Source organism: Propionivibrio sp., from assembly GCF_049316945.1.
GTDB lineage: Bacteria > Pseudomonadota > Gammaproteobacteria > Burkholderiales > Rhodocyclaceae > Propionivibrio.
In genome coordinates this window covers 14,616-30,521 of sequence record NZ_JBMOJE010000059.1, presented here as the reverse complement: position 1 = coordinate 30,521, position 15,906 = coordinate 14,616, and the positions used below count along the sequence as shown (strand labels likewise).

Below are 15,906 nucleotides of genomic sequence, written 5' to 3'. Positions count from 1 at the left end.
GCTGGTGTGAAAAGTGCCAAACCAATTGGGTCCTAACAGAAGAAATCTGAAGCTGAAGAAGGCGGCCGATTGCCAGCCGATCGCCTATCCCAAGCCCGATGGCGTGATCACCTTTGACCGTTTGTCGTCGGTCTATCTTTCGAATACCAACCACGAGGAAGACCAGCCCTGCCACCTGACGCTCAAGGATGCGTCAGTCCCGATCAACGTCAATCTGGCGCTCTACGACGCCCCTGAGCAGCGTTACTGCCCGGCGGGGGTGTACGAGATCGTGCGCGATGAAGGCGGCAGCAATCCTCGCTTGCAGATCAACGCGCAGAACTGCGTGCATTGCAAGACCTGCGACATCAAGGATCCAACGCAGAACATCACCTGGGTTGTGCCGCAGGGCGGGGAAGGGCCGAACTACCCGAATATGTAGAATCCGGCCAAAGGCTTTTTCCTGGGGCAGGGGTGACGGACTACACCCCTGCGAGTCCCGTCAATAGGTGATTGCAGAGTGGTATGGCCTGGAAGCCGCATGAATAGTGGCTGTTCTGGCATGCGGGCTGAAGATGCCCGTATTGATTGGCTTGTAGCCATGCCGCTGGAAGAAGCGACGCTAACTCGCGTTGTGTCGCTCAGTTATTGCTCGCCTCTTCAGTCCTTTTGACATTCTCCGCAGAGGCCTTGTTTGCTTCATCCAGCTTGGCCTTGAACAAATCCATGTTCTCTTTCCCCTGCTTGGCTTGATCCGCCTGAAGCTTGGCGACGGTTGCCGCCGTGCCGACGCTTTCGACGCCGCACCCGGAAAAGAATAACAGCGTCGAGAAAAGAATCACGGTTCTCATGCGTATCTCCTTGCGTGCGCGAAATTCAAGCATACCAATTTAATTGTAGGGCTTCAGGCTACTTTGAAATTGGTTCATCTGTAATTACCAACTCCCTTGCACATTGCTCATTGGCCCTGATTGTTCAGGACTCCAGTGCGATAACAATCGAGTAGATCTCGTCACCGGAAGCGGCAATGACCTCTGCCACCATGCTCTGATCAAGCCCAAGGGTGACGGCGCTGTTGGCCATGGGAATCACCCGGGCGTCGAGTTCGTCAAATGGATCACGGCGCGGCGAGAGCACGCCGGCGATGAAGAGGACGTCCCCCAGTGTGGCCGGTGGCATGGACCCGCTGTAATGCCTTGAGGCGAGCACCGCCTCTATAACAGATGCCGGCAGGTTGAGTTTCTCGAGCACCATTTTCGTGGCATGGTTGGCCAGATCGTTGATGGTTTCAGCCAACACGACAGTATCTTCGAGCAGCGCCGGATAATCTGCCACCCGCGAGAGCAGATAGAATCGACCCAGATCATGCACGATGCCGGCAAACATGACTTCGTCGGCATCGAGACGAGTCAGTTTCTTGGCGAGAACGTAAGACAGTGCTGCAACATGAACGCTGCGTTCCCACAAAAGATTGGACAGCTCGCGGCAACCGCTATGGCGCTGCGCCTGCCGCAACTGATCCATGATCAGTACCATGGACAAGGCCTTGATCGGATCCATTCCGACGCGTACAACCGCCTGCCTGACGTCGCGAATGGTCTGGTTGGCCGGATTGAGTGCAACTGAATTGGCCAGGCGAATCACCTTGGCGGATAACAAGGGTTCGGCCACCACTATTTTTGCCAATGCGGCCATGCCCAGATCGGGGTTTTCTACTGCCTTCAATACCCGCCGACTGGCATCCAGACTGGTCGGAAAGCTGAGTTCGCCTACCGTCGCAGTATTGACCGCATGGCGGAATGCTTCGGCGGCTTCATGTATCGTTTGCATCACTCTGCGCTCCTTCTCAATCGCAATAATCAGGGTGCATTTTAAACTCAAGCCGGGTGTTTTTGAGTAGAGAAAAGTGATTAAGCCTTGGCGCACACAGAGAAAATGCCGCTGCGCGGCATTTTCTCTGTACTAAAAAACGCTTAGAGAAGGTCTTCTCAGAACTGGTCTTCCGCCAACCCCATTACGCCGATTGCACCATCGGTGACCGAACTAGCCAATCCTTCTGCTTGTGACAGCAGATGGTCGGCAAAGAAACGCGAGGTGATGATTTTGGCCGGATAGAAGGGATCGCTGTCACCACCGTCAATCTTTGCCTGCGCGATTAGCGCGGCGCGCGTCATCTGCCAGCCGCCGGCAACGATGCCGAACAGGGTGAGGAATGGAACCGCGCCGGCCGATGCCGCACGAACGTCAGTCTTATAGTTAACGATTATCCACTCGCCGGCCTTGGCCAGTGCATCAACGCCGGCAGCAAAACGGCTACGAATGGCGACCAGGTGTGCGTTGTCCTGCTTGGCCAGATCGGCATCCAGTGCGCGCATCATGCCGATTACGGCCTTGAGTGTCGCTCCGCCTTCACGCGCTATCTTGCGGCCGATCAGATCGTTGGCCTGAATGGCCGTCGTGCCTTCGTAGATGGTAGAAATGCGGGCATCACGCATATGCTGCGACGCACCCGCTTCTTCCATGTAGCCCATGCCGCCATGCACCTGCATCCCGGTTGACGCCACCTCGATGCCGATCTCGGTACTCCAGCCCTTGACCACCGGAATCATCAGATCGACGAAAGCCTGATTCTGCTTGCGCTGTTCGGCATCCGGATGATTCACCGCCTTGTCTTGAGCGCCCGCCACCACGTAGGCCAGCGCGCGGCTCGCCTCGGCCTGTGCCTTCATGCTCATGAGCATGCGACGCACGTCGGGATGGGCGATGATCGGCACCTTGCCGCCACCGCGCACGCCGATGTCGGTACCCTGAACACGCTCCTTGGCATAGTCGCGTGCACGCTGGTAGGAGCGTTCGCAGACGGCTACGCCTTCCATGCCGACGCCGAAACGCGCAGCATTCATCATGATGAACATGTATTCGATGCCGCGGTTTTCCTCGCCGACCAGATAACCAATGCCGCCGCCCTTGTCGCCAAAGGCCATTACCGCCGTCGGGCTGGCGTGGATGCCCAGTTTGTGCTCGATCGACACGCACCAGGCGTCGTTTCGTGCACCCTGGCTGCCATCCGCGTTGACCATGAATTTCGGCACGATGAAGAGCGAAATGCCCTTGATCCCTTCCGGTGCCGTCGGAGTGCGGGCCAGCACGAGGTGGATGATGTTATCCGCCATATCGTGCTCGCCGTAGGTGATGAAGATTTTCGAACCGAAGATCTTGTAGGTGCCATCGGCCTGCGGTTCGGCGCGCGTACGAATGGCGGCGAGATCGGAACCGGCACCGGGTTCGGTGATGTTCATCGTTCCAGTCCACTCGCCGCTGACCATCTTCTCGAGGAACGTCTGCTTGAGTTGGTCTGAACCAGAGATTATCAGCGCCTCGATCGCTCCGCCGGTCAGCAAAGGGCAAAGGGAAAAAGCGTGGTTGGCCGACTTCCACATCTCGGTCACCGGCGCTGCAACGAGCTTGGGCAAGCCCTGGCCGCCCCATTCCGGCTCGCTGTTGAGCGCCGTCCATCCGCTTTCGGCAAACAGTTTGTAAGCTTCCTTGAAGCCAGTGGGCATTGTTACTTGACCGTCCTTGAATTGCGCGCCCTCGCGGTCACCAACCATGTTTAGCGGCGACAACACGCCTTCGGCAAACTTGGCAGCTTCTTCCAGCACGGCGTCAACAACATCGGCGTCGGCTTCCTCGCAACCGGGCAATTGTGCGATTTCATCCAGTCCTGCCAATTCTTTCAGCACAAACTGCATGTCGCGGATCGGGGCACGGTATTCGCTCATTTGATTCTCCTGTAAGACTTGAAACCTCTCACCGCAATGGTGCAGAGGTGCAAATAAAATTATTATTAATCACGAAGCATACGAACAAAACCTTTTACCTCCAACCAAAGTAAAAGGCTTGTTAGCGGCTTCAAATTCAGTCGAGGGCTGCTGTCAGTTCGGGGGCAAGCTCGAACAGGTCACCGACCAGGCCGTAATCGGCGACCTGAAAGATTGGTGCATCCGGGTCTTTGTTGATGGCCACGATCACGCGGCTATCCTTCATGCCGGCCAGATGCTGGATGGCACCGGAGATGCCGACGGCGATATAGAGTTGTGGCGCGACGATCTTGCCGGTCTGCCCGACCTGAAAATCGTTCGGCACGTAGCCGGCATCGACCGCCGCACGCGACGCACCCAATGCCGCACCGAGCCTGTCGGCCAGCGGTTCGAGCAGCTTGTGGAAGTTCTCCCCGTTGCCCAGACCGCGCCCGCCGGAAACGACCACTTTGGCGGCCGCCAGTTCCGGCCTTGCCGATACCGTCAATTCGCGTGAAACCACCTTGCTCTGGCCCTGATCGGCTGCCGCCGCGAGGTTTTCCAGCGTTGCCGATCCATTCTCGCCGGCCGCCTCGAATCCCGTCGTGCGCACGGTAATCACCTTCACCGCATCCGACGACTGCACCGTCGCCAGCACGTTACCGGCATAGATCGGACGCACAAAAGTATCCGCTGACAGCACGGCGACGATCTCGGAGATCTGGGCCACGTCGAGCAACGCCGCCAGGCGCGGCATGAAGTTCTTGCCGGTCGTCGTGGCGGCAGCCAGAACATGGCTGTAAGCCGGTGCCTGGGCCACCACCAGCGCCGCGATGTTCTCTGCGCAATGATCGGCATAGTGTGCCGCATCGGCAAGCAATACCTTCGATACGCCAGCGATCTTCGTCGCGCTGGCGGCGGCGGCGCTGCAGCCGCTACCCGCTACCAGCAGATGAATTTCGCCACCAATCCTGGCAGCGGCGGTCACCGTGTTCAAGGTTGCCGGCTTGATTGCGGTGTTGTCGTGTTCAGCAATAACGAGAATAGCCATGTCAGATCACCTTCGCTTCATTCTTCAGTTTCGCTACCAGTTCGGCCACACTCGCCACCAGAATGCCAGCCGCGCGCTTGGGCGGCTCGGCCATGGTCAAGGTCTTCAGGCGGGGCGCCACATCCACGCCCAGCGCCGCTGGGGTGATGATCTCCAGCGGCTTGCGCTTGGCCTTCATGATGTTGGGCAGCGTCGCGTAACGCGGTTCGTTGAGCCGCAGGTCACTCGTCACCAGTGCCGGCAACGCAATCTCGATCGTTTCCAGACCGCCGTCGATCTCGCGCGTGACCGTTGCCTTGCCGCCCGCTACCACCAGCTTCGAGGCGAAGGTGGCCTGCGGCCAGTTCATCAGCGCGGCCAGCATCTGCCCGGTCTGGTTGGCGTCGTCGTCAATGGCCTGCTTGCCGCACAGAACGATCTGCGGCTGCTCCTTGGCGCATACCGCCTTGAGCAGCTTGGCGACGGCCAAGGGCTGCAATTCGGCATCGGTCTCGATCAGGATGGCGCGGTCGGCGCCGAGGGCCATCGCCGTGCGCAGGGTTTCCTGGCAATTGGAGATACCGGCGGAAACGACAATCACTTCGCTGGCAATACCGGCTTCCTTCAGACGAACCGCTTCTTCAACCGCGATTTCGTCAAAGGGGTTCATCGACATCTTGGCGTTGGCAATATCAACACCCGTCCCATCCGCCTTGACCCGCACCTTGACGTTGTAATCAACCACCCGCTTGACTGGAACAAGAATCTTCAAAGCTTCTCTCCTTTATTTAGCACGGTAAAAACACCTTGTTTGACAGCGCCGATCTGTGATCGTACTCTACCCCCATACCGCAGAGTATGGATAGCATACGGTACAGTATGGTTTGATGTCAATAACCAGCATGAAAGTTGTAAAAATATGTTAAACGGACGTTTGAAATACTACCTCAGCATTGAACTGCCTGGAAGGACTACGGAGCGATGAAGACAGAAAAAATCCGTACGCAACTCGACCGCAACGAATGGGTCGATGGTGCCATCGAGGCGCTGGCCGACGAGGGCATGGCGGGCATGCGCGTCGAGGCGCTGGCCAAGCGCTTTGGTGTTACCAAAGGCAGTTTCTACTGGCACTTCAAGGATCGCCAGGATTTGCTCAATGGGGTACTTCAGACGTGGAAGGAGGGGCGCATCCGCGACATCGACAAACAGAGCAGTGCCGCACCAGGCAAAGAATGCGATCAACTGCTACAGGTTATCGATACCTATGGAACCAATCGCAATCAAAAAGGGATCTCCATTGAACTCGCCGTGCGCGATTGGGCGAGGCGAGACACACAGGCACACCTTGTTGTTGAGGAGGTTGATACTTACCGGCTTGAAAGTACCCGCAAACTCTTTGTCGCCAGCGGTTTCTCCGACAATGAGGCGAAAAGCCGTAGCTTGCTGCTTTACGCTTACGTTTTCGGGCAGAGCCTGATGGCCTACGATCGCTACGATCCGAAAATCATCGACTTCAAACGCTGGATTGCTGAGCACATCGTGGCAAATTGAGTACTGTTTAGAGTTTTCTGATCGTTTTGCTTGCCTTTTTGTACGTGACTGTATAAAAATACAGTCAATTAACTGGAGGCCATGAAACATGATCAAACTTACCCCGCGACAAAAGGAAATTCTCGATTTCATCCGCAACACGCTGGAGGTTCTTGGCGCACCACCGACTCGTGCTGAAATCGCCAACGCTTTCGGTTTTGCTTCACATAATGCGGCTGAAGAGCATCTCAAGGCGCTGGCCAAAAAGGGAGTGATTGTTCTTGAGCCCGGCTCAGCGCGTGGCATCCGGCTGGTCGAGCAACTGGGCCTGCCACTGATCGGCAGCGTGGCGGCCGGCAGCCCGATCCTCGCGGTGGAAAACATGCTCGGTCGTTATGCGCTCGATGCCAGCCTGTTCAAGCCGCGCGCTGACTTTCTGCTGCGCGTGCGCGGTCTGTCGATGATAAACGCCGGAATTCTGGATGGCGACCTGCTGGCCGTGCATCGCTGCAGTGAGGCAAACAACGGCCAGATCGTCGTCGCCCGACTGGATGACGATGTAACGGTCAAGCGCTTTCGCCAGTACGGAAACTTTGTCGAACTCATCGCTGAGAATCCCGATTTCGAGCCGATCATTGTTGATACTCGCGAGCAGTCAGTCGCCATCGAAGGCATTGCTGTCGGGTTGATTCGCGGCGGTGAGGCGATGTAGAGCGCTTGATCCAAAAAAGATGAACGCCCTGGAAAATTCTATTCGGTATATTCCTGAAGCAGGGCAGTAGTTTGTGGATGTTTGTTCTGAGTAGCGTAGAAGAGTGGTTTTTTCCCATCCGCGTCTTTGCTTTCCGGATCGGCGCCACTCTCGATCAGGAATCTCGAGAGCTTGGGCTGGCCGGTAGCAGCGGAAAGGTGAAGGGCGGTCTGACCGGATTCTGATCTAGCCTTGATGTCGGCATTTTTTTCCAGCAGCAGTTCTACCTCCTGCCTGCCGCCTGAAAGCACCGCTGCATGAAGGGGGGTCATGCCGACACGGTCTTTGGCGTTGATGTCCGCACCACTGGCGATCAGCAGCTCGGTGGTTTTCAGGCGTCCATAAAAGGCGGCCATGTGCAGCGGGGTTCTGCCCAGAGCATCTCTTGCGTTGATGTCTTCACCTGCTTCAAGCCGTGCCTTGATTTCTGTCAGGTCGCCCTGAATCGCGGCTTTGGCGAGGGGAGAGGCAGCGACAGGCGGTGCTTCACTCTTGGTCGTGGAGTTGGAATTTTCCCCTTGTTGGCTGCAGGCGGCAATGCTTAGCGCAAGTGCTGCTAATACAATCACTGCTACGATGCGGCTGGCTTCCCCGAGGCGGGGTTTGTGGCTGTCGATGTGGTGAATTGTGTTGCATCGGTTCATGTCTGTCTCTGTGTCGCTCATTGTCTGGAATCAAGCGCTAATCATAAACGATTGTGACTGCGCTGGCGGGCGAAGCTGATCCTGAATTGAATCAGCACTCCTTTTAGCTCTCCCTGTTTTTCGGCTACAATTCGGCTTTCCCGCTGCAGATATCTCCATGACCAAATTTGTTTTCGTTACCGGCGGAGTGGTTTCCTCCCTCGGAAAAGGCATTGCCGCAGCATCTCTGGGGGCGATCCTCGAATCTCGCGGCATCAAAATCACCCACATCAAGCTAGATCCCTACATCAATGTTGATCCAGGAACGATGAGTCCGTTCCAGCACGGCGAGGTATTCGTCACCGAAGACGGTGCCGAAACCGACCTGGATCTGGGGCATTACGAGCGCTTCACCAGCGCCAAGATGGGAAAGCGCAACAACTTTACCACCGGCCAGATTTACGAGACGGTGATCAAGAAGGAACGGCGCGGCGAGTATCTAGGCAAGACGGTGCAAGTGATTCCGCACATTACCGACGAGATCAAGGCACACATCTGGCGTGGCGCTGAAGGTGCCGATGTGGCAATCATCGAAATCGGCGGCACCGTGGGTGACATCGAGTCATTGCCATTTCTCGAAGCCATTCGCCAGATGGGGCTGCAGGAAGGGCGCAGTAACGCCTGCTACATGCATCTGACGCTGGTGCCCTACATCCCGACTGCCGGCGAACTGAAAACCAAACCGACGCAGCATTCGGTGAAGGAACTGCGCGAAATCGGTATTCAGCCGGATATCCTGCTCTGCCGTGCTGATCGCCATATTCCGGAAGACGACAAAGCGAAGATCGCACTCTTCTGCAATGTGCAGCGCGAGGCGGTGATCGAGGCGCTCGATTCCGACTCGATCTACAAGATTCCGGGCATGCTGCACGACCAGATGCTTGACGAGATTGTCTGCCACAAGCTCAACATTCTGGCCAAGGCGGCCGACCTCACGGTTTGGAAAAACCTCGTTTATTCGCTTGAGCACCCGGAACATACGGTTGATGTCGCCTTCGTCGGCAAATATGTTGATCTGACCGAGTCGTACAAATCATTGACCGAGGCGCTGGTTCACGCCGGGATTTACACGCGCAGCAAAGTCAAGATTCACTACATTGACTCCGAAGAGATTGAGAGCAAGGGTTGCGATTCGCTGAAGGAGATGAATGCCATTCTGGTTCCAGGCGGTTTTGGCCGGCGCGGCACCGAGGGCAAGATTGCGGCGATTCGTTACGCGCGTGAGAACAATATCCCGTATCTGGGCATCTGCCTTGGCATGCAGCTTGCCGTCGTTGAATACGCCCGCAATGTGGCCGGCATGACTGGCGCGCACAGCACCGAATTCGAGAAGGCGTCGCCCTTCCCGGTAATCGCGCTGATTACCGAATGGCAGGATGATGTTTCGGGGAAGGTCGAAAAGCGTGACGAGAACTCTGATCTCGGCGGCACCATGCGTCTGGGTGGACAGGTTTGTCTACTTGGCGAAGGCACGCTGGCACGTGAGATCTACGCCAAGGCCGAGATCGTCGAACGTCACCGCCATCGTTATGAAGTCAATAACAACTTGCTGGGCGCGCTTGAAGCCGAAGGCTTGATCGTGTCCGGGCGTGCGCCGGTCACCGATCTCTGCGAGATGGTCGAGTTGCCAAAAGAAGGGCCGAATGCGCACCCATGGTTTGTCGGTTGCCAGTTCCATCCGGAATTTACTTCATCGCCGCGCTACGGGCATCCGCTCTTCACTTCCTTTGTCAATGCGGCAATCGAAAACAAGGCCAAGGCATGAGGCGTCAGATTGACGTTCCACAGACTGAAGGATTGAGGCTGTGTTGACGCCCCAGGCCATCGCCGCCACTGCGCAACGTATCGCTGCTGCTGCCAGTAATCCGGCGCGGGTCATTGTTTTCGGTTCTTATGCGCGTGGCGACGCTAACGAGGATTCCGATCTTGATCTGTTGGTCGTCGAACAACAAATCGTCGACCCTACTGGAGAATATCTGCGCTTGCGCGAAGCGGCGGGGAGCATCGGGGTAGGCGTCGATCTTCTCTTGATATCCGAGCCGGAATTCAACAAGCGGCGGCACTGGTGGACAACGCCGGTTTATTGGGCGGAGCGAGAGGGCAAGGTGTTGCATGAGCCCGCATGACGAACAGGCGCGTGAGCTCCTTGCCGCAGCCGGTCGGGACGAGGTTACCTTCCACATTTTGCGGCGGAATGGTGAAGCGCCTGTCGAAAGCACTTTGTTTCATGCCCAGCAGGCACTTGAGAAGGGGTTGAAGGCCGCATTGGTCAGCGAGGGAATAATTTTTCGCCGAATTCACGATTTGCTTGAATTGTGTGAGCTTGCCAAGGCGCATGGGCTCTCCGTTCCAACCGAGCGGGAACTTTTAGCGCGACTTGCGCCTTACGCGGTCGAATTCCGTTATCTTGGGGTCACCGCACCAAAGGTGTCGTTGGACGAAGCTCGAACTGCTGTTGAGGAATTGATGGCTTGGGCGAGAGCGAAAATCGGTAGTGAAAAAGCGAGCAATCCATGAAACTCTGCCATTTTGAAGCTGGCCTGGATCAGCCGCTTTTCCTGATCGCTGGTCCGTGCACGGCTGAGTCGCTGGAGCTTTGCGTCGATGTCGCCGGGGGGCTAGGCTGTAGACGAAGAGCTAGTAGGTTGGTTCATCTGATAGCTTTATGTTCGTTTTCTTACTCATGCCAACCTGCTAATCAATAGAATGGAGTTTAGAGCATGATATTTCTTTACCAATTGATGCGCCAAGCAAGGGTTGGTGCCTTAATAAAGCTTTTCTATTGCGGAGTTACCGCAGTTGCCAATGCAAAGGTGACAGTAGATTTAATGCCGATTGAAGTCGCAGAAAATCGGCAGGGGTATATCGACGGCCAAGGGGGCATGGTTGTGGCACCGCAGTTCGAGGTTGCTGCTCACTTTACTGAGGACAGCGGTTTAGCGGGTGTCTATCAAAACGGTAAATGGGGTTTTATCAACATGCAGGGTCGCTTGGTAGTCAAACCAAAGTTCGATTTTGCGAATTCGTCTTCCAACGGTCGAGCTGCTTTCATGAATAAAGATAAAGGGAAGTGGGGGTACATAGACATTCTGGGAGGCGTTGTTATTGCTCCGCAGTTTGATTGGGCTAAAGACTTTTCCCCTGCCGGTCTCGCCGAGGTACAACAAGGAAAGAAATGGGGTTACATCGACAAACAAGGCCTGATGGTTATTCCCCCAAAGTTTGATTTCACCGAAAAATTTTCGAATGACGGGTTTGCTCCAGTGCTATCGAATGGTCTGTGGGGTCTTATCGACAGCCAAGGCAATGTCGTCCTCGACTATCAGTACTTTTACCTGTCTGCAGAAAATCAAGGGTTATTCGCGGTAAGAAGCAGGAATAACGGTAAATGGGGTTTCATTGATCGTAAAGGAACCATGGTTATTCCAGAAAAGTTTGACAATCTTAGCGGCTTTGTTGATGGTCTGATTGGTGTGCAAGTGGGAGACAAATGGGGGGTTATGAATGCAAAAGGTGTAATGATTGTTGCCCCTCGTTTTGATGGCCTCGTGTTCCTCGAGAACGGTTTGGTGGCCTACAGGCAGAATGACAAGTGGGGCCTAATGAATAGGCCCGGAGAAGTCCTGGTCGCCCCAAAGTTTGATCATGTGCAGGGATATGACACGGGTGATTTCGTACGTTTCAGACTCAATGGCAAAGACGGGTATACCGACGCCAAAGGGAAAATTATTGCTGTAGCCAGTACTAGCGAGTGTGGTGCTCCCGTTTTAAGGGATGGTACGGGCAAGGTGACTTGGCCATCAGACTTGGGAGCGGCTTGTAAAGCGGCGCGCATTCAGAATGCCGCGCGCCAGCGGAAAGAAGAGAATCATCTGCAATCAGATTCGGCAAAAATCGACAATTTTCGGCGAGGACTAAAGGTGGAGTCGGAGACCAACTGTGGTCCCGTGCTGGATACCAAAGGCAACCTGATTAAAATTTATTACCCGGTGCAGGGATATGGCAACGAGCATTGGATCAAGCGAGGTCAACTCTTGCCACCAGGATCAGGATGTCGGTTTGTTAACGGCAACTATGATCCTTCTTTCTAGCAATCATTGCTCTTGGATGTTGCCCATATGAACAGAATGTTATTTACCCCAGATGCCGTCGAGCAGACTGTTAGGAAGCTTGATACTTTCCGCAACGATTTTCTTGGGCTAGGTGCGTTTGGATTTGGATTCTCAGCACTCCCTCTCAAACAGGATGCACCAGCAATGGCTTCTGTTGCCCTCGCATTCATCTTCCTCTGGGGTATGGCCAAGGTCTGGCCAGAGAGGAAGGCGCATGATCGCTTCTACGGCAACATGAGCTTTGTTGCGCGAAATGTTGTTCCAATCATCAGGAACCCCGTTTTAGTCGCGGGTTTAGCGTTTCTCGTCTTCGTTGCCGCTGGCCTTATCACTATTGATTCGCTGAGTGGGTTTAGCCTTGCTCGGATGTATGCCGCATAATATGAGCGCCAATTTCTTGATTAATGGAAATTAAGACAATGCATCTCTGCCATTTTGAAGCCGGCCTCGATCAGCCGCTTTTCCTGATCGCTGGTCCGTGCACGGCTGAGTCGCTGGAGCTTTGCGTCGATGTCGCCGGGCAGATGAAAGAAATTTGCGCTCGTCTTGGTTTGCCCTACATCTTCAAGGCATCCTACGACAAGGCCAATCGCAGCTCGGGAAAATCGGCGCGTGGCCCGGGGCTTGAGGATGGCTTGCACATTCTCTCGGAGGTTCGCCGCCAGATCGGTGTGCCGGTGCTGACCGATGTGCATACTGAGGAAGATATCGCTGCAGTCGCCTCCGTAGTTGATGTGCTGCAGACGCCGGCCTTTTTGTGTCGGCAGACTGATTTCATCCATGCTGTGGCGAGTTGCGGCAAGCCGGTCAACATCAAAAAAGGACAGTTTCTGGCGCCGGGCGACATGAAGAATGTTGTCGTCAAGGCCCGGGAAGCCAATGCCGGCGCCGACAATCTCATGGTTTGCGAGCGCGGTGCGTCGTTCGGCTACAACAATCTCGTTTCTGACATGCGCAGTCTGGCCATCATGCGTGAAACCGCCTGTCCGGTCGTCTTCGACGCAACGCATTCAGTACAGTTGCCGGGTGGGCAGGGCAGCGTTTCCGGTGGCCAGCGCGAGTTCGTGCCGGTGCTGGCTCGGGCGGCGGTTGCTGTCGGTATTGCCGGGCTGTTCATGGAAACCCATCCGTGTCCTGAAAAAGCACTTTCCGATGGTCCCAACAGTTGGCCGCTGGATCGTATGGAGAGCCTGCTGACCACGCTGGTCGCGCTTGATCGCTCGGTCAAGGCCGGTGGTTTTGAAGAGTTGAACTAATGGCGGCATATCTGCTTCTTGAAGCCAAGGTTAGCGATCTGGTTGCCTTCGAGACCTACAGGAAGCTTGAGAAACTGTCGCTCGCTAAATATCAGGGACGTTATCTGGCAGGTGGTGGTACTGCTGAAGTTCTTGAAGGTAACTGGTCGAAGCCGGAACACCTTGTCGTCGCCGAGTTTGACTCGGTCGAGCAAGCCAAGAAGTTTTATAATTCCCCCGAGTACGGAGCAGCGCGCGAAGCGCGCAAGGATGCGGCGACCATGAACCTGCTGGTCGTCCCTGGTTAGCCACTGATTTCAGCAAGATAAAGGAATAAACATGAGTTCTGTCGTTGATGTCGTTGCACGCGAAATTCTCGATTCCCGAGGCAACCCCACAGTCGAATGTGATGTGTTGCTGGAGTCTGGTGTCATGGGGCGTGCCGCAGTGCCATCCGGCGCTTCCACAGGATCACGTGAGGCCATTGAACTGCGTGATGGCGATGCGACCCGTTATCTCGGCAAGGGCGTCATGCAGGCTGTCGAAAACGTCAATACCGAGATTGCCGAAGCCATCATTGGACTTGATGCGCAGGAACAGGCTTTTATCGACCAGACGCTGATCCAGCTTGATGGCACCGAGAACAAGGCCCGGCTTGGTGCAAACGCCATACTGGCGGTGTCGATGGCCGTTGCCAAGGCTGCGGCCGAAGAATCCGGGCTGCCGCTCTATCGCTATTTCGGAGGTTCCGGCCCGATGCAGATGCCGGTGCCGATGATGAATATCATCAACGGTGGTCAGCACGCCAACAATAGCCTGGATTTCCAGGAATTCATGATCCTGCCGGTCAGCCAGAATTCCTTCCGCGAAGCCTTGCGCTGTGGTGCCGAGGTTTTCCACGCGCTCAAGAAGTTGCTCGACAAGAAAGGCTTCTCCACTGCCGTCGGTGACGAAGGTGGTTTTGCTCCCAATCTCGGTAGTCATGCCGAAGGCCTGCAACTGGTTGTACAGGCCATCGAAGCTGCCGGTTACTTTCCCGGCGAAGATGTGCTGATCGGTCTGGACTGCGCGGCATCAGAGTTCTACAAGGATGGAAAATACCATCTGGCTGGCGAAGGCTTGCAACTGACCTCTGAGCAACTCGTTGATTATCTGGCCAATCTTGCCGATAACTTCCCGATTGTCTCAATCGAAGACGGTATGGCCGAAGGGGACTGGGACGGCTGGAAGTTGCTGACCGAGCGTCTGGGCAAGAAGATTCAGATCGTCGGTGACGACGTGTTCGTGACCAACACCCGGATTTTCAAGGAAGGCATCAAGCAAGGCATTGCCAATTCAATCCTGATCAAGATCAACCAGATCGGCACGCTTTCCGAGACCTTTGCCGCCATCGAAATGGCCAAGCGCGCTGGTTACACCGCGGTCATCTCGCATCGCTCGGGGGAAACCGAAGACAGCACCATTGCCGACATCGCTGTCGGCATGAACGCCTTGCAGATCAAGACCGGCTCGCTGTCACGTTCGGATCGCATCGCCAAATACAACCAGTTGCTGCGCATTGAGGAAGATCTTGGCGATACGGCCGGCTATCCGGGGCGCGAAGCGTTCTACAACCTTCGGTGAAGAGTCAGGAGATAACCGTGTGGAGTCACGGCAATAACCAGCACATCGGTATTGCACCTTGCTCCGCACACTTCGCTTCCTGAGTCAATGCGCTGGCTCTCTGTCGCGCTGGTCGCCCTGCTGGTGCTGATACAGTATCCGTTGTGGCTGGGCAAGGGTGGCTGGCTGCGGGTCTGGGATGTCGATCGTCAGTTGCAACAGCAAAAAGAAGGCAACAAAAAGCTCGAAGTCCGCAATGCCGGACTGGATGCAGAAGTGCGAGACCTCAAACAGGGCTACGACGCCATCGAGGAGCGCGCGCGTTTCGAGCTTGGCATGATCAAACAGGACGAGGTCTTTGTCCAGATCCCGGAGAAATCCCTCACAGAGAAACCGCTGCCAGACAAAATCTCAGAGAAGCCTGTCTCTGATAAAAAGTAGCAGCTGATTTCCCTGTGCCGTTTTATTCAAGCTCGATTTGCCCGGAGACAGTGGCACTAATCTGCGACTCGCCAGCTTCCATCGGCATTGGTGCTGCATCAGCCATCATTGCTTTTGCGGTCGCACGGAATAACGGCTGAACTACATTGCCGCTGGTATTCACCGATAGTTGCTTGATGCGATAGGGCTTTCCAAAGGCGTCTGCAATCACCTTGGCGCGAGCCTTGAAGGCCGCGATCGCGTCGAGCATCGCCTCGTTTTCTGCCTTCTTGCGGGTTTCTGGGGAGGGTTGCAGCACTAGATTGGAGACGCCGAGCGAGGATTGAAGTTTGCCGAGCAACTCGGACAATGCGGCAGTGTCGCCGGATTCGAGCGAAAGCTCCGAACGTATGCGCCACGATTCGATCTTTCCTCCTTTCGAGTAGATCGGGTAAGTGCTGGTGTTGCCGCTCTGAGTCTTTACGCGTGGGAAGGCTTTGGCAGTTTTCAGTGCCTCGGCGATCAAACTGTTGACCTGTTTTGACAGTTCGCCCAGCGTTGTTCCGGTGGCTTCTGCAGAGACTGTCGCACGAACCAGATCGTTGATAGCGGGGCGGCTCGCTTCTGAAGAGAGTTCAATGATGGTCGGTGCTGCCAATGCCGGAATGGCGATCAGAAAAGCCAGCAAAGGCAGGGTACGTATTGAGCGAAGCAGGTTTGTCATAGGTTCTCCGTGTCATGAATCATCGAATTTTTTCAAATAC

Annotated in this window: 18 protein-coding genes and 2 pseudogenes; 13 read left to right on the top strand and 7 right to left on the bottom strand. The window is 55.4% G+C overall.

What is annotated here, in order from left to right; all coding sequences use genetic code 11:
* Positions 1-46 precede the first annotated feature (46 nt).
* Positions 47-421, top strand: a pseudogene (locus ACOYNV_RS14295) (4Fe-4S dicluster domain-containing protein); the annotation flags it as partial.
* A gap of 199 nt (positions 422-620) precedes the next feature.
* Here the strand turns inward: ACOYNV_RS14295 and ACOYNV_RS14290 are convergent.
* From ACOYNV_RS14290 to ACOYNV_RS14270, 5 genes are all read right to left on the bottom strand, one after another.
* A complete protein-coding gene (locus ACOYNV_RS14290; protein WP_422900459.1) occupies positions 621-830 on the bottom strand; it encodes a hypothetical protein in 210 nt (69 codons plus the stop codon).
* A gap of 124 nt (positions 831-954) precedes the next feature.
* The gene (locus tag ACOYNV_RS14285; protein WP_422900458.1) at positions 955-1,809 is read right to left on the bottom strand and encodes an HDOD domain-containing protein; all 855 of its coding nucleotides are present in this window, start codon (positions 1,807-1,809) and stop codon (positions 955-957) included.
* 158 nt (positions 1,810-1,967) lie between these two features.
* On the bottom strand, positions 1,968-3,761 hold the full coding sequence (locus ACOYNV_RS14280) for an acyl-CoA dehydrogenase (protein ID WP_422900457.1): 1,794 nt from the start codon (positions 3,759-3,761) through the stop codon (positions 1,968-1,970).
* Between the two features lie 136 nt (positions 3,762-3,897).
* Entirely contained in the window at positions 3,898-4,830 is a 933-nt protein-coding gene (locus ACOYNV_RS14275) for an electron transfer flavoprotein subunit alpha/FixB family protein (RefSeq protein ID WP_422899688.1), read from the bottom strand.
* Between the two features lies 1 nt (position 4,831).
* Positions 4,832-5,581 (bottom strand): electron transfer flavoprotein subunit beta/FixA family protein, encoded by a 750-nt coding sequence (locus ACOYNV_RS14270; RefSeq protein ID WP_422899687.1) that lies wholly within the window; start codon positions 5,579-5,581, stop codon positions 4,832-4,834.
* 209 nt (positions 5,582-5,790) lie between these two features.
* Here ACOYNV_RS14270 and ACOYNV_RS14265 point away from each other — a divergent pair, with 209 nt between their 5' ends.
* Complete coding sequence (locus ACOYNV_RS14265) at positions 5,791-6,360, top strand: TetR/AcrR family transcriptional regulator (RefSeq protein WP_422900456.1); 570 nt, start codon at positions 5,791-5,793, stop codon at positions 6,358-6,360.
* Between the two features lie 88 nt (positions 6,361-6,448).
* Positions 6,449-7,051: a transcriptional repressor LexA gene (gene lexA, locus ACOYNV_RS14260; RefSeq protein ID WP_422900455.1), complete on the top strand. Its 603-nt coding sequence runs from the start codon at positions 6,449-6,451 to the stop codon at positions 7,049-7,051.
* A gap of 38 nt (positions 7,052-7,089) precedes the next feature.
* Here lexA and ACOYNV_RS14255 read toward each other — a convergent pair whose 3' ends face one another.
* Positions 7,090-7,734: an ankyrin repeat domain-containing protein gene (locus tag ACOYNV_RS14255; RefSeq protein ID WP_422900454.1), complete on the bottom strand. Its 645-nt coding sequence runs from the start codon at positions 7,732-7,734 to the stop codon at positions 7,090-7,092.
* A gap of 157 nt (positions 7,735-7,891) precedes the next feature.
* On the opposite strand from ACOYNV_RS14255, the gene ACOYNV_RS14250 reads away from it, so the two are divergent.
* The 10 genes and pseudogenes from ACOYNV_RS14250 (at position 7,892) to ftsB (ending at position 15,163) form a co-directional block, all read left to right on the top strand.
* Entirely contained in the window at positions 7,892-9,538 is a 1,647-nt protein-coding gene (locus ACOYNV_RS14250; RefSeq protein ID WP_422900453.1) for a CTP synthase, read from the top strand.
* 40 nt (positions 9,539-9,578) lie between these two features.
* On the top strand, positions 9,579-9,899 hold the full coding sequence (locus ACOYNV_RS14245; RefSeq protein ID WP_422900452.1) for a nucleotidyltransferase domain-containing protein: 321 nt from the start codon (positions 9,579-9,581) through the stop codon (positions 9,897-9,899).
* Positions 9,886-10,290 (top strand): HEPN domain-containing protein, encoded by a 405-nt coding sequence (locus ACOYNV_RS14240; protein WP_422900451.1) that lies wholly within the window; start codon positions 9,886-9,888, stop codon positions 10,288-10,290. The genes ACOYNV_RS14245 and ACOYNV_RS14240 overlap by 14 nt, the downstream gene beginning before the upstream one ends.
* Positions 10,287-10,394, top strand: a pseudogene (locus ACOYNV_RS14235) (3-deoxy-8-phosphooctulonate synthase); the annotation flags it as partial. The gene ACOYNV_RS14240 and the pseudogene ACOYNV_RS14235, both read left to right, overlap by 4 nt.
* Positions 10,395-10,493: 99 nt before the next feature.
* Positions 10,494-11,864 carry a WG repeat-containing protein gene (locus ACOYNV_RS14230; protein ID WP_422900450.1) on the top strand — a complete coding sequence of 457 codons (1,371 nt, stop codon included), beginning with the start codon at positions 10,494-10,496 and terminating at the stop codon, positions 11,862-11,864.
* A 27-nt stretch (positions 11,865-11,891) separates the two neighbouring features.
* The gene (locus ACOYNV_RS14225; protein ID WP_422900449.1) at positions 11,892-12,266 is read left to right on the top strand and encodes a hypothetical protein; all 375 of its coding nucleotides are present in this window, start codon (positions 11,892-11,894) and stop codon (positions 12,264-12,266) included.
* A gap of 38 nt (positions 12,267-12,304) precedes the next feature.
* Positions 12,305-13,141, top strand: a complete 837-nt coding sequence (kdsA, locus tag ACOYNV_RS14220) for a 3-deoxy-8-phosphooctulonate synthase (RefSeq protein ID WP_422900448.1) — start codon at positions 12,305-12,307, stop codon at positions 13,139-13,141.
* Complete coding sequence (locus tag ACOYNV_RS14215; RefSeq protein WP_422900447.1) at positions 13,141-13,428, top strand: DUF1330 domain-containing protein; 288 nt, start codon at positions 13,141-13,143, stop codon at positions 13,426-13,428. Before kdsA ends, ACOYNV_RS14215 begins: the two co-directional genes overlap by 1 nt.
* Positions 13,429-13,459: 31 nt before the next feature.
* The gene (eno, locus tag ACOYNV_RS14210; RefSeq protein ID WP_422900446.1) at positions 13,460-14,743 is read left to right on the top strand and encodes a phosphopyruvate hydratase; all 1,284 of its coding nucleotides are present in this window, start codon (positions 13,460-13,462) and stop codon (positions 14,741-14,743) included.
* 87 nt (positions 14,744-14,830) lie between these two features.
* Positions 14,831-15,163 (top strand): cell division protein FtsB, encoded by a 333-nt coding sequence (ftsB, locus tag ACOYNV_RS14205; RefSeq protein WP_422900445.1) that lies wholly within the window; start codon positions 14,831-14,833, stop codon positions 15,161-15,163.
* Between the two features lie 22 nt (positions 15,164-15,185).
* Here ftsB and ACOYNV_RS14200 read toward each other — a convergent pair whose 3' ends face one another.
* On the bottom strand, positions 15,186-15,866 hold the full coding sequence (locus ACOYNV_RS14200; protein WP_422900444.1) for an SIMPL domain-containing protein: 681 nt from the start codon (positions 15,864-15,866) through the stop codon (positions 15,186-15,188).
* Between the last annotated feature and the right edge of the window lie 40 nt (positions 15,867-15,906).

Coding starts and splice junctions, on each gene's coding strand:
- ACOYNV_RS14290 (WP_422900459.1), bottom strand. CDS start 830: ATGAGAACCGTGATTCTTTTCTCGACGCTGTTATTCTTTTCCGGGTGC.
- ACOYNV_RS14285 (WP_422900458.1), bottom strand. CDS start 1,809: ATGCAAACGATACATGAAGCCGCCGAAGCATTCCGCCATGCGGTCAAT.
- ACOYNV_RS14280 (WP_422900457.1), bottom strand. CDS start 3,761: ATGAGCGAATACCGTGCCCCGATCCGCGACATGCAGTTTGTGCTGAAA.
- ACOYNV_RS14275 (WP_422899688.1), bottom strand. CDS start 4,830: ATGGCTATTCTCGTTATTGCTGAACACGACAACACCGCAATCAAGCCG.
- ACOYNV_RS14265 (WP_422900456.1), top strand. CDS start 5,791: ATGAAGACAGAAAAAATCCGTACGCAACTCGACCGCAACGAATGGGTC.
- lexA (WP_422900455.1), top strand. CDS start 6,449: ATGATCAAACTTACCCCGCGACAAAAGGAAATTCTCGATTTCATCCGC.
- ACOYNV_RS14255 (WP_422900454.1), bottom strand. CDS start 7,734: ATGAACCGATGCAACACAATTCACCACATCGACAGCCACAAACCCCGC.
- ACOYNV_RS14250 (WP_422900453.1), top strand. CDS start 7,892: ATGACCAAATTTGTTTTCGTTACCGGCGGAGTGGTTTCCTCCCTCGGA.
- ACOYNV_RS14240 (WP_422900451.1), top strand. CDS start 9,886: ATGAGCCCGCATGACGAACAGGCGCGTGAGCTCCTTGCCGCAGCCGGT.
- ACOYNV_RS14230 (WP_422900450.1), top strand. CDS start 10,494: ATGATATTTCTTTACCAATTGATGCGCCAAGCAAGGGTTGGTGCCTTA.
- ACOYNV_RS14225 (WP_422900449.1), top strand. CDS start 11,892: ATGAACAGAATGTTATTTACCCCAGATGCCGTCGAGCAGACTGTTAGG.
- kdsA (WP_422900448.1), top strand. CDS start 12,305: ATGCATCTCTGCCATTTTGAAGCCGGCCTCGATCAGCCGCTTTTCCTG.
- ACOYNV_RS14215 (WP_422900447.1), top strand. CDS start 13,141: ATGGCGGCATATCTGCTTCTTGAAGCCAAGGTTAGCGATCTGGTTGCC.
- eno (WP_422900446.1), top strand. CDS start 13,460: ATGAGTTCTGTCGTTGATGTCGTTGCACGCGAAATTCTCGATTCCCGA.
- ftsB (WP_422900445.1), top strand. CDS start 14,831: ATGCGCTGGCTCTCTGTCGCGCTGGTCGCCCTGCTGGTGCTGATACAG.
- ACOYNV_RS14200 (WP_422900444.1), bottom strand. CDS start 15,866: ATGACAAACCTGCTTCGCTCAATACGTACCCTGCCTTTGCTGGCTTTT.